Source organism: Actibacterium sp. EMB200-NS6 (genome assembly GCF_001305615.1).
Taxonomy (GTDB): domain Bacteria; phylum Pseudomonadota; class Alphaproteobacteria; order Rhodobacterales; family Rhodobacteraceae; genus Actibacterium_A; species Actibacterium_A naphthalenivorans.
In genome coordinates this window covers 721,503-733,353 of record NZ_CP010869.1, presented here as the reverse complement: position 1 = coordinate 733,353, position 11,851 = coordinate 721,503, and the positions used below count along the sequence as shown (strand labels likewise).

The following is an 11,851-nucleotide window of genomic DNA, read 5'->3' as shown; positions in this document are numbered from 1 at the left end:
CAGGGCGGCGAGGCGCGGAATGAACTACGACGGGACAAGCGATTTTCTGGCAAAAGCCGGCGACGCGCTGGCCAAGGGGCCGATTGCCGTGATCCTTGTCGAGGATCTGGTCGAGGTCGATACCACGATCCGCCATCATCTGAACCTGGGGTTTCGTACCGTCATCGTCTTCGCCCCCGAAGAGCTGCGCCTGCCCGCCGACATCGCCGGCAAGGTGCACCGGGTGGCGATCGACGTGTTTCAGGACAAGGCGTTTCAGAACGCGCTGAACCGGGTCATCGCGGCGGCGGACGGGCAGTGGATGTATTTTTGCTACAACGCCGAATTCCTGTTCTTCCCCTTCTGCGAAACCCGCACGGTGGGCGAGATGCTGGCCTTTCACGGCGAAGAGCGGCGCGACGCGATGCTGACCTATGTCATCGATCTTTACGCCGCCGACGTGGACAGGTTTCCCGATGCGGTCTCGCTGGAAACCGCGCTGCTGGACAAGTCGGGCTATTACGCGCTGGCGCGGGCGGATGCCGAGGGTAATCCGAAGGAACGCCAGCTCGACTTTTTCGGCGGGCTGCGCTGGCGGTTCGAAGAGCATGTGCCAAAGCCCCGGCGCAAGATCGACCGGATCGCGCTGTTCCGGGCCAAACCGGGGCTTGAGCTGCGGCGCGACAACACCTTCAACGACGAGGAATACAACACCTATTCCTGCCCCTGGCACCACAACCTGACCGCCGCCATCTGTTCGTTCCGCACCGCCAAGGCGCTCAAGACGAATGCGGGCTCGACCTTCGACATCCCGACCTTCAAATGGCACAACTCGACCGAGTTCGAATGGACCTCGCAGCAATTGCTGGATCTGGGGCTGATGGAACCGGGGCAATGGTTCTGAAACTGCGAAAGGCACCGGCATGAACATCAACCGCGGCGAATGGGCCGTCTTCTGGTTCACGATCGCCTATGTCGGCGTGTTCACCGCCTGGTTCTTTGCCCAGGGGAATTTCGAGTTCATCTGGTACGTCATCACCATGGTCGGCATCATCGCCCTGGTCGCGCGCAACCTGCGGGTCGCAGAGTTTTCGCCCGCACTCCTGTGGTCGCTCAGCCTGTGGGGGCTGGCGCATATGGCGGGCGGCGGGGTTCAGGTCGGCGAGGGCGTGCTCTATTCGCTGGTCGTGCTTCCGGTCGCGGTCAATGGCGAGCTGACGGTGCTGAAATATGATCAGCTCGTCCACGCCTATGGATTTGGCGTGACGGCCTGGATGCTGTGGCACATTCTGGCAACACATTTCCCGCCGCTGCGCAACTCGCGCTCGATCTATGTCTATCCGGCGCTTGGCGCGATGGGGCTTGGCACGGTGAACGAGATCATCGAATTCATCGCCGTTCTGGTGATACCCGATACGAATGTCGGCGGGTATTACAATACGGCCCTGGATCTGGTGTTCAACGCAAGCGGGGCGGTGATCGCCATGATCCTGATCGCCATGATCAACCGCAGGCAGGGCGCGCAATAAGCGGCCCGCTCAGGCCCGGCGCAGCCGGATCACCACATCGACCTTCACGATCTCCGCCCCGTTGGGCGCATCGGGCAGGCCGGCGATCTTCAGATTGTCGGCGGGCGCGTCGGTCAGTTCGCTGTCGTCTTCCCAGAAGAAATGCGGGTGATTGCTGGTATTGGTGTCGAAATAGCTTTTCGACCCGTCCACCATCACCTCCTGCAGCAGCCCGGCATCGCAGAATGCCTTGAGCGTGTTGTACACGGTGGCCAGCGACACACGTTCGCCCGCGGCGCAGGACGCGTCGAACAGGCTTTCGGCTGTCACGTGGCGGTGCTGCCCGTCTCCGACCAGAAGCGCCGCAAGCGCCAGCCGCTGCCGTGTCGGGCGCAAACCCGCGCCGGCCAGCCATTCGGTTCCCCGATCAATCGCCTCTGGTGCCATCTTTTGCATCCACACTTCCCTTGGGGCCTGTATATAGTCGTTTTCAGAGACCGTTTTCAATTGAATTTCTGGCCCGGGGCGGGGCACCACTGGCGGCGGCGCCCTATTGCAAGCCCGCAAAGGGCGATGTTAGAGGGGTTGGGACAACGAGTACCGACCAAAAAGGGGCAGGGCTGAATGGCCGATTATCCGACCAGTTTTGACAAGGACGCGCTTTTGAAATGCGCCCGGGGCGAGCTTTTCGGCCCCGGAAATGCCCAGCTTCCCCTGCCGCCGATGCTGATGATGGACCGTATCACCGACATCAGCGCCGACGGCGGCGCGCATGGCAAGGGCCATGTCGTGGCCGAATTCGACATCACCCCCGATCTGTGGTTCTTCGAATGCCATTTTCCCGGCAACCCGGTGATGCCGGGCTGCCTGGGCCTTGACGGGCTGTGGCAGCTGACCGGGTTCAACCTGGGCTGGCGCGGCTGGCAGGGCCAGGGCTTTGCCCTGGGTGTGGGCGAGGTCAAGCTGTCCGGAATGGTCCGCCCCGACCGCACGATGATCACCTATTACGTCGATTTCACCCGCGTGATCGACCGCCGGCTGAAGATGGGTGTCGCCGACGGCCGTGTTGAGGCGGATGGCGAAGTGATTTATCAGGTCAAGGACATGAAGGTCGGGCTGGCCGCAGCCGAAGGCTAAGCCACCATCAGGGAGGGAGCACGCCAATGCGCCGTGTCGTCGTCACAGGTCTGGGGGTTGTCTCCTCGATCGGGAATAATGCCGCCGAGGTTCTGGCCGCGCTGAAGGCCGGGAAATCGGGTATCACCGCCAATGCCGCGATGATCGAACACGGGTTCCGCAGCCAGGTCGCCGGGGCTCTTTCGATCGACGTGACCGAGCATGTGGACAAGCGCACCCTGCGCTTCATGGGGCCGGGTGCGGCCTATGCCCATATCGCGATGAGCCAGGCAATCGCCGATTCCGGGCTGGAAGAGGCCGATATCGTCAACCCGCGCACCGGCCTCGTGGCCGGCTCCGGCGGGCCGTCGACCTCGGCCATGCTGGCGGCGCATCAGACCGTGCTGGAAAAGGGCAGCCCCAAGCGGATCGGCCCCTTCGCCGTGCCCAAGTGTATGTCATCCACGATCTCGGCCAACCTGTCGACGGCGTTCAGGATCAAGGGCATCAACTATTCCATCACCTCGGCCTGTTCGACCAGCCTGCATTGCATCGGCAACGCGGCCGAGCAGATCATGATGGGCAAGCAGGACGTGATGTTCGCCGGCGGCGGCGAAGAACTGGACTGGACCCTGTCCTGCCTGTTCGACGCGATGGGCGCGATGAGCAGCAAGTTCAACGACACGCCGGAAAAAGCCTCGCGCGCGTTCGACGCCAATCGCGACGGGTTCGTGATTTCGGGCGGCGGCGGCATCGTGGTTCTGGAAGACCTGAACCACGCGCTGGCCCGCGGCGCCAAGATCTATGCCGAGGTTACCGGATACGCCGCCACGTCCGACGGGCATGACATGGTCGCCCCTTCGGGCGAAGGCGGCGAGCGGGCGATGCGGCTGGCGCTGCAGTCGCTGGGCCCCGATCGCAAGGTCGGCTATATCAACGCCCACGGCACCTCGACCCCGGTCGGTGATGTGGGCGAGGTCGAGGCCGTGCGCCGCGTCTTCGGCGAGGGCAGCACGCCCCCGATCAGCTCCACCAAGTCGATGACGGGCCACAGCCAGGGCGCCACCGGCGCGCAGGAAGCGGTTTACTGCCTGCTGATGCTGGAGCATGATTTCATCGCACCTTCGATCAACGTCGAAACGCTGGATCCGGCGCTGAATCCGGCCGAGATCGCCACCACCCGCGTGGATGCCGCCGGGCTGGACACGGTGATGACCAACAGTTTCGGCTTTGGCGGCACCAACGGCTCGATGCTGCTGAGCAAATATCACGGATGAACGCTGATGCCTGAACTGATGAACGGGAAACGCGGCCTGATCATGGGCGTCGCCAACGAACGCTCGATCGCCTGGGGCATCGCCAAGGCGCTGCACGCAGAGGGCGCGGAACTTGCCTTCAGCTATCAGGGCGAGGCGTTCGGCAAACGCGTGGCACCGCTGGCAGAAAGCCTGGGCTCGGACATTCTGGTCGATGTCGACGTCACCGACGACGCATCGCTGGACGCCGCCTTTGCCGAGTTGCAGAACCGCTGGGGCAAGCTCGATTTCGTGGTGCACGCCATCGCCTATTCCGACAAGCACGAACTGACCGGCCGGTTCATCAACACCACCCGCGAGAACTTCAAGACCTCGCTGGTGATCTCGTGCTATTCGCTGATCGACGTGGCCCGCCGCGCCGCCCCGCTGATGGCCGAGGGCGGCAGCATCATGACCCTGACCTATCAGGGCAGCAACCGGGTGACGCCCTTCTACAACGTGATGGGCGTGGCCAAGGCGGCGCTGGAATCGGCGGTGCGCTATCTGGCAAACGATCTGGGCCCCGACGGCATCCGCGTGAACGCGATCTCGCCCGGCCCGATGAAAACGCTGGCCGGCGCGGCCATCGGCGGCGCGCGCAAGACCTTCCGCTATACCGCCGCCAACGCGCCCCTGCGCGACAACGCCACGCTGGAGGCGATCGGCGGCACCGCGGTTTATCTGGCCTCGGATCAGGGCGCCTGCACCACGGGCGAGATCATCACCGTGGATGGCGGCGTGCACGTTCTGGGCATGCCGCAGCCGGAAAACCTGTAGTCACGGCTCGGGCGGGCCCGACTTGCCCGCCCGCTGCCGGACATGCGCCTGAAACGCCGCGGCATCGCCGTAATCGGTGAAACCGTCATATCTGGCGTGGGTGCTGGCCAGACGGCGGGCGTGTTTGATCGGGCACCAGCGCTGTTCGGTCCGGCCCGCCACTTCGCGCACGAACTCGATCAGCCCGTTGCAATAGCCGCAATAGATGCAGTTCACCTTTTGCAGCCAGTTCAGATAGGCCAGATGCTGCCGGTCGATGGCGATGTAATCGCGCCGCCGTACTTTTTCGATGCCGTAAACGGGAAAGCAGATCGTCTGATAGACGGTCACGAAAAGGTCGAGCAGTACAAAGGGGATGATCAGCGCATAGATTACCGGCGCGGTCACGATGACCAGAAACTGGGCCCGGCTGAGGAAACTGCGCAGGCTTTCACGCTCGGCGCGGTGGGCGCGGCGGGCGTCGTCTTCGAAGATCACCCGCCGGCGGGTCACGCGATAGCGGAACCGTTCGCGCCGGGCGTCGAACTCATCCTGCAGCGCCTCCTGCATCTCTCGGATTCGGGCGCGCAGCTTGTCGATCTGGGTTTCCATGGCCCCGGCCCTTTCGTGCATGCGGCGTCGGGTCATAACAACACACAAGCGGCATCGGGGCCATGGCGAACCGTCAGGCGATCTCGACCAGCTCGATCGCGAAGGTCAGATCCTTGCCGGCCAGCGGGTGGTTGGCGTCCAGCACCACCTCCTGCTCGGTCACCTCGGCCACCACCACGGGCATCACCTGCCCCTGCGGTGTCTGAAGCTGAAGCTGGGTGCCGAGTTCCAGCGGAATATCCGCGGGCACCTGGGCGCGCGGCACCGACTGGCGGGCATCCGGGTTGTGGTCGCCATAGGCTTCGGAACAGGGGATTTCGACGGTCTTGGTGTCGCCCGCGGCCATGCCGGGGATCGCCTTGTCGAGGCCGGGGATGATCTCGCCCGCGCCGACGGTGAATTCCAGCGGATCGCGGCCTTGCGAGCTGTCGAACGTGGTGCCGTCGGCCAGGGTGCCGGTGTAATGAATGCGAACTTTGTCGCCCGCTTTTACCTGGGTCATCGCGTCTCTCTCTGATGTCTTGGGATGGGTTTGCAGAGGCCACGCAAGGGGCGCAGGTTCTCCGGGTGCGCCACGATACTAGGAAACCTGACCGGGATGTAAACCCCGCCGGCCCGGATCGGCGGGAACCGCGCCGTGACGCCGCCGATCCACGCGGATTCGCGCCCGCCCGATGTGGCAGACATCGGGTCTTTCCCCCTGCCGGGCCCTGTGCCACTCTCCGCGCGGAAGGGAGGAGCCATGACACTCACAACCTGTATCTTCGACGCGTATGGCACGCTGTTCGATGTCAGTGCCGCCGCGCGCGAGGCCGCGGCGGAACCCGAAAACGCGGCACTGGCCGATATCTGGCCCGCGCTGGCGCGGGACTGGCGGCAAAAGCAGTTGCAATACACATGGCTGCGCGCCGTCACCGGCGACCATGCCGATTTCTGGGAGGTCACGCAGAACGGGCTGGATTGGGCGATGGCGGCGGCGGGGCTGGCCGACCCGGCCCTGCGCGACCGGCTGCTGGCGCTTTACCGCACCCTTTCGGCCTTTCCCGAAGTGCCCGCCATGCTGTCCCGGCTGAAGGGCATGGGCCTGAACACCGCGATCCTGTCGAACGGATCGCCCGCGATGCTGACCGATGCCGTGACCTCTGCCGGCATCGGCGACATGCTGGACGATCTGCTGTCGGTCGAGAGTGTCGGCGTCTTCAAGCCGCACAGATCGGTCTATGATCTTGTCGGCCGGCGCTTTGGCTGTGCGCCGGAACAGGTGCTGTTCATCTCCTCCAACGGCTGGGACGCGGCCGCGGCCGCCGGCTACGGATTCACCACCGCCTGGGTCAACCGCGCGGACGAACCGGTGGACCGGCTGCCTTGGGTTCCGGCCCATATCCTGAGCGACCTGACCCCCATCCCCGAACTAGCAGGAAGACTTTGATGGAGTATTTCACCGCCGATGACGGCGCCCGGATCGCCTATCGCGATACAGGCAGCGGCCAGCCGCTGATCTGCCTTTCGGGCCTGACCCGCAACAGCGCCGATTTCGATTATCTGGCCCCGCATCTCGATGGGGTGCGGATGATCTGCATGGATTATCGCGGGCGTGGCGCGTCGGACTGGTCCGGCGCGGCCAGCTATACGGTGCTGCGCGAGGCGCAGGATGTGATCGGGCTCTACACCCATCTGGGCCTTGCCAGCGCGCCGATCCTTGGCACCTCTCGCGGGGGGCTGGTGGCGCTTATGCTGGCGGCGATGGCGGCCGACCGGGTGGCCGGGGTCTGTTTCAACGACATCGGCCCCGAGGTCGAAAGCATCGGCCTTGGCCGGATCTCCGATTACATCGGCCGCAATCCCCGCGCCAAGACCCATGCCGAGGCCGCCGCCGCGCTGGCCCATTCGATGACAGGGTTCGCCAATGTGCCCGAAAACCGCTGGCTGCAAGAGGCCCGGCGGCACTATACCGAAACGCCCGAGGGGCTGAAAATCAACTACGACCCGGCGCTGCGCGACGCGTTCCTGGCGGCCTATGAGGTCGAGCAGCCCGATATCTGGCCGCTCTACGATCTGCTGGCCGCCAAGCCGGTGGCGCTGATCCGCGGTGCCAATTCGGATCTTCTGTCGCCCCGCGTTGTCGAAGAGATGGCAAGACGCCACCCCGGCATGATCCATGCCGAAGTGCCCGACCGCGCCCATGTGCCCTTCCTTGACGAACCCGAGGCGCTGGCCGCGATCCGGGCCTTTCTGGCGGAGGTCCAATGAATATCGACATGATCAACGCCGCCGCCGAAAGGCTGCGCGGCCACGCCCGCCGCACCCCGCTTTTGTCGTCGCCGTTTCTTGACGAACTCGCCGGGCGGCGGGTGCTGGTCAAGGCGGAATGCCTGCAACACACCGGATCGTTCAAGTTTCGCGGCGGCTGGTCGGCGCTTTCCGCGCTGCCGGCGGAACAGCGCCGCGAGGGTGTCATCGCCTTTTCGTCGGGCAACCACGCGCAGGGCGTGGCCTTTGCCGCGCGCGAACACGGGGTTCCGGCCGTGATCCTGATGCCCGCCGACGCGCCGCGCCTGAAGATCGCGAACACCAGGGCGCTGGGGGCCGAGGTGGTGCATTTCGACCGCGCCACCGAAGACCGCGACGCGATCGGCGCCCGACTGGCGCAAGAGCGCGGCCTGACGCTGATCAAACCCTTTGACGAACCCCAGGTGATCGCCGGCCAGGGCACCACCGGGCTGGAGATCGCCACCCAGGCCGCCGATCAGGGGGTGCGCGAGGCCGATGTTCTGGTGCCCTGCGGCGGCGGCGGGCTGACCTCTGGCATCGCCCTGGCGCTGGAGGCCACGGCCCCCGGCCTGCGCGCCCGCCCGGTAGAGCCCGAAGGGTTCGACGACACCGCCCGCTCGCTGCTGTCGGGGCGGATCGAACGCAACCCGCGCACCACCGGCTCGATCTGCGACGCGATCATCACGCCGTCGCCCGGCCAGATCACCTTTCCGATCCTGTCGCGGCTTTGCGGCCCCGGCCTCGTGGTGACAGAGGATGAGGCCCGCCGCGCCATGGCCGCCGCCTTTACCCGGCTGAAGATTGTGCTGGAACCCGGCGGCGCCGTGGCGCTGGCCGCCGCCCTATATCATGGCGACCGGATCGGCGGCGACGCGGTGATCGCTGTCGCCTCTGGCGGCAACGTGGATGCCGAGCTGTTCTGCGACGCGCTCACCCGCTTCGGAGACGGGTCGTGACCGGATTCACCATCGCCAGTTTCAACGTCAAGAACCTGATCGGCGCCGAAAAGGAATATTACCGGTTCGAGCAATACACGCCCGAGGAATACGCCTGGAAAGAGGATTGGCTGGCCGATCAGCTGATGACGATGAACGCCGACATCGTGGGCTTTCAGGAGATTTTCGAAGAACCGCCCCTGCGCGCCGTGATCGCCGAAACCGACGCGCGCGGCATGGCCTCGAACGCCGCCAGCCTGCCCGACCGGTCCAAGCGCTATGCGCGCAAGGCGATCTTCCGCAAGCTGGCCTATGATCCCTATGACGGCGCCGCGCTGGCTTTTGCCCCCAACCTGTCGGACAGCGGCGCCGGAGAGCGGCGGCCGGGCATCGCCATTCTGTCGCGCTTCGGCTTTGCCGCCGAACCGGAGGTGGTGCAACAGCTCGACCCGCCACTGGAGATCCCGTTCCACCATCTGGGCGGCGGCGACGCGGGCAGCTACCGCGTCAACCGCCTGTCACGCCCGATTCTGAAGGCGCGGGTACCGGTGGGCGGGCGCGTGATCACCGTGTTCAACTGCCACATGAAATCGAAGCTGGGCGAATATATCCGCCCGCACGGCGCGCGCCATTCGCCAGAACTGGACCTGCTGCACTATCGTGCCGAGGGCCGCGCCATGGGTTTTCTGCGCGCCGGGCTGCGGCGGATGGCCGAGGCCTGGGTGCTGCGCAAGCTGATCCTGGAAGAGCTGGACCACGGCCATCCGGTGATGGTTCTGGGCGATTTCAACGATGGCGAACACGCCGTGTCGTCAGAGATCATCAGCGGCGAGCGGCCCTTCCGCAACTATGCCTGGATGCGCCGCCACGACGCAGAAACCGCCAATGACCGCTACACCAAGGAAGAGGCCGCGCGCATCCTTGAAAGTGTGGAACGGGTGCGCCTGCATTCCGCCGAAAAACTGTTTGTGCGCAAATCGTTGCGCGACATGGTCTATACCTCGGCCTTCGGCGGGGTGTTCGAATCCATCGACCAGATCCTGATGTCGCGGCACTTTCACCCGGATTACGCCCGCCGGATCGGCGAGATGGAATATTTCAGTGTGTTCAACGACCATCTGACCGATGGCTCCCACCCCGAAGCGCCCTATAACAAGCTGGCGTCGGACCACGGCCAGATCATGGCGCATTTCCGGCTGACCGATCCCGCCAGCGACTGAAAACACCGCGCGCGCCTTCCGCGAAATCCCTGGCGCCCTGGCGCGCCAGGTGCCGCAATGCGGCATTTTGCCTTGAATCCTTGGCCAACAAGACTATCGTGTTCACCAAGCTGGATAGAACGATGGCCATGCGCCGCGGTGCCTGACAGCGATGGCTCCCGCCCGTGGCTTTGTGCTCCGGTGCCGAAACGATCACTTGGGATCCATGTTAAAAGCCGAGAAACACATAAAACCGAGCAGGCCAAAGGGGCTCTCCATCAAGGATTCAACCGCACAACCGCAATCACGTCCATTTCACAAGATCACCGTGCTGGGCGCCGGCGCCTGGGGCACGGCCCTTGCCACCGTTCTGGCGCGCAACGGCGGCGACGTCATGCTCTGGGCACGCAGGCCGGCACTGGCCGAGGCCATCAACACCACGGGCCGCAACAGCGATTTTCTGCCCGACCTGGATCTTCCGCCCGGGCTTTGCGCGACCTCGGATCTGGCCACCGCGCTCGCAGGCGCCGAGGCGGTTGTGATCGCCACGCCGTCTTCCTCGCTGCGCGACGTGTGCCGAAGCATTGCGCCGCATCTTCCGCAAGGCACCGCCATCGCGCTCGCCTGCAAGGGTGTCGAACGCCAGACCGGTTTCCTTTTGTCCGAGGTCGTCGCCGAAGAACTGCCGGGGCATCCGGTCGGCGCCGTCTCGGGGCCGACATTCGCGCTGGAAACGGCGCTGGACTATCCCACGGCGGCGACCGTGGCCTTCCCCTTTCGCTATCTCGACCGGCTGGAGCCGCATCAAAGCCCCGCCGTACGCCTGGCCATGTCGCTTTCGGGGGGCGGGTTTCGGCCCTATGTCTCGGACGATCTTGTCGGCGTCGAAGTGGGCGGCGCGGTCAAGAACGTGGTCGCCATCGCCTGCGGGATGATGTCCGGCGCGGGCTTTGCCGAAAACACCCGCGCGGCGCTGATCACCCGCGGCATCGAAGAGATGAAGCAGCTCGCCGAAGCCCTCGGCGGCCGGCGCGAAACCGTGACAGGGCTCGCCGGGGCCGGAGATCTGACACTCACATGCTCTTCCACCACCTCGCGCAACATGTCGCTGGGCCATCAACTGGGTCAGGGCATCGCGCGCGCGGATTGTTTCGGGGGACGCCCCGTGGTGGTCGAGGGCGAGGTCAACGCGGTTTCTGTCACCGATCTTGCCCATCGCATCGCCGTGCCCATGCCGATCTGCGAAACGGTGAATGCGATCCTGCACAGGGGCGCCAATCTTCAGGACAGTTTCTCGGCGCTCTGGGCACGCCCCATCGAGGCCGAGCCGCGCGCCATGGAGCTGCTGCTCGATCATCCCGCGCCTGATCTGCCGCTGCAATTCGAGGGCAACTGACATGAACCTGCAGACCTCCCCCCGCCCCGCGATCGCAGACAGGCGCCTGATCCTCGCCACCGATCTCGACGGCACGTTTCTCGGCGGCGCCGAGCATGACAAGCAGCGGCTCTACCGCTGGATCGAGTCAAATCGCGACACGATCGGGCTGATCTTCGTCACCGGGCGCGACCCCGAATTCATCATCGAGATGTGCGCCGAGCGTGATCTGCCCTGGCCCGAATATGTGGTCGGTGATGTCGGCACTACGATCGCCGAAGTGCGCCCGGATGGCGCGATCGCGCCCATCGAACCGCTGGAGCAAGACATCGCCGCGCGCTGGGGCGACAAGGGACAAGCGGTGCGCGCCATGCTTGACGGGCATCCCGGGCTGCGCCTGCAGCCGACCCTGTTTCGCTATCGGGTAAGCTATGATCTGGCCCCCGCGGCCTATGACGCGGCCGCGGAAGATCGGGTGGCCGCGATGGGGCTCGACTGGCTCATTTCCGCCGACCGCTATTTCGATGTCCTGCCCAGGGGCGTGTCCAAGGGGCCCTCGCTCAGGCGGCTGATCGACCATCTGCGGATTGACGAGACGCGGGTGCTGACGGCCGGGGACACGCTCAACGATCTGTCGATGCTCGCCTCCGGGCTGCAGGCCGTGGCGGTGGGAAATTCCGAACCCGCGCTTTCGGCCCGGCTCGCGGATCTGCCCAAGGTCCATCACGCCCGCGCCCACGGGGCTGCCGGCATTCTCGAGGCGATTGACGCTTTTGAACTTCACGACATTCCGAAAGGAGACTGA

General features: G+C 65.1%; 14 protein-coding genes. 11 read left to right on the top strand and 3 right to left on the bottom strand.

All coding sequences use genetic code 11. The annotated features are described in order from the left end of the window. The first annotated feature begins 19 nt into the window (after positions 1–19). Both TQ29_RS03675 and TQ29_RS03670 read left to right on the top strand, forming a co-directional pair. On the top strand, positions 20–883 hold the full coding sequence (locus tag TQ29_RS03675) for a glycosyltransferase family 2 protein (protein WP_037208697.1): 864 nt from the start codon (positions 20–22) through the stop codon (positions 881–883). 19 nt (positions 884–902) lie between these two features. Further along, positions 903–1,508 carry a hypothetical protein gene (locus tag TQ29_RS03670; RefSeq protein ID WP_054538064.1) on the top strand — a complete coding sequence of 202 codons (606 nt, stop codon included), beginning with the start codon at positions 903–905 and terminating at the stop codon, positions 1,506–1,508. Between the two features lie 9 nt (positions 1,509–1,517). Here TQ29_RS03670 and irrA read toward each other — a convergent pair whose 3' ends face one another. Further along, on the bottom strand, positions 1,518–1,934 hold the full coding sequence (gene irrA / locus TQ29_RS03665) for an iron response transcriptional regulator IrrA (RefSeq protein WP_037208763.1): 417 nt from the start codon (positions 1,932–1,934) through the stop codon (positions 1,518–1,520). Between the two features lie 177 nt (positions 1,935–2,111). On the opposite strand from irrA, the gene fabA reads away from it, so the two are divergent. The 3 genes from fabA to TQ29_RS03650 are packed head-to-tail and all read left to right on the top strand — an operon-like array spanning position 2,112 to position 4,675. Continuing rightward, the gene (fabA, locus tag TQ29_RS03660; protein ID WP_054538063.1) at positions 2,112–2,624 is read left to right on the top strand and encodes a bifunctional 3-hydroxydecanoyl-ACP dehydratase/trans-2-decenoyl-ACP isomerase; all 513 of its coding nucleotides are present in this window, start codon (positions 2,112–2,114) and stop codon (positions 2,622–2,624) included. Positions 2,625–2,650: 26 nt separating this feature from the next. After that, positions 2,651–3,880: a beta-ketoacyl-ACP synthase I gene (gene fabB / locus TQ29_RS03655; protein WP_054538062.1), complete on the top strand. Its 1,230-nt coding sequence runs from the start codon at positions 2,651–2,653 to the stop codon at positions 3,878–3,880. A 6-nt stretch (positions 3,881–3,886) separates the two neighbouring features. Further along, on the top strand, positions 3,887–4,675 hold the full coding sequence (locus TQ29_RS03650; RefSeq protein ID WP_054538061.1) for an enoyl-ACP reductase: 789 nt from the start codon (positions 3,887–3,889) through the stop codon (positions 4,673–4,675). On the opposite strand, the gene TQ29_RS03645 is transcribed toward TQ29_RS03650, so the two are convergent. After that, on the bottom strand, positions 4,676–5,266 hold the full coding sequence (locus TQ29_RS03645) for a hypothetical protein (RefSeq protein ID WP_054538060.1): 591 nt from the start codon (positions 5,264–5,266) through the stop codon (positions 4,676–4,678). Between the two features lie 73 nt (positions 5,267–5,339). Beyond that, positions 5,340–5,768, bottom strand: coding sequence for a peptidylprolyl isomerase (locus tag TQ29_RS03640; protein ID WP_037208709.1), 429 nt, complete (start codon positions 5,766–5,768; stop codon positions 5,340–5,342). 240 nt (positions 5,769–6,008) lie between these two features. Between TQ29_RS03640 and TQ29_RS03635 the strand changes: the two genes are divergently transcribed. The 6 genes from TQ29_RS03635 (at position 6,009) to TQ29_RS03610 (ending at position 11,851) form a co-directional block, all read left to right on the top strand. Then, entirely contained in the window at positions 6,009–6,695 is a 687-nt protein-coding gene (locus tag TQ29_RS03635; RefSeq protein WP_054538059.1) for a haloacid dehalogenase type II, read from the top strand. Next, positions 6,692–7,516, top strand: coding sequence for an alpha/beta fold hydrolase (locus TQ29_RS03630; protein WP_054538058.1), 825 nt, complete (start codon positions 6,692–6,694; stop codon positions 7,514–7,516). Before TQ29_RS03635 ends, TQ29_RS03630 begins: the two co-directional genes overlap by 4 nt. Beyond that, entirely contained in the window at positions 7,513–8,493 is a 981-nt protein-coding gene (locus TQ29_RS03625) for a threonine/serine dehydratase (protein ID WP_054538057.1), read from the top strand. Before TQ29_RS03630 ends, TQ29_RS03625 begins: the two co-directional genes overlap by 4 nt. Then, positions 8,490–9,692 (top strand): endonuclease/exonuclease/phosphatase family protein, encoded by a 1,203-nt coding sequence (locus TQ29_RS03620; protein ID WP_054538056.1) that lies wholly within the window; start codon positions 8,490–8,492, stop codon positions 9,690–9,692. The genes TQ29_RS03625 and TQ29_RS03620 overlap by 4 nt, the downstream gene beginning before the upstream one ends. Before the next feature lie 307 nt (positions 9,693–9,999). After that, complete coding sequence (locus TQ29_RS03615; protein WP_255353378.1) at positions 10,000–11,067, top strand: NAD(P)H-dependent glycerol-3-phosphate dehydrogenase; 1,068 nt, start codon at positions 10,000–10,002, stop codon at positions 11,065–11,067. Between the two features lies 1 nt (position 11,068). Then, complete coding sequence (locus tag TQ29_RS03610; RefSeq protein ID WP_054538055.1) at positions 11,069–11,851, top strand: HAD family hydrolase; 783 nt, start codon at positions 11,069–11,071, stop codon at positions 11,849–11,851.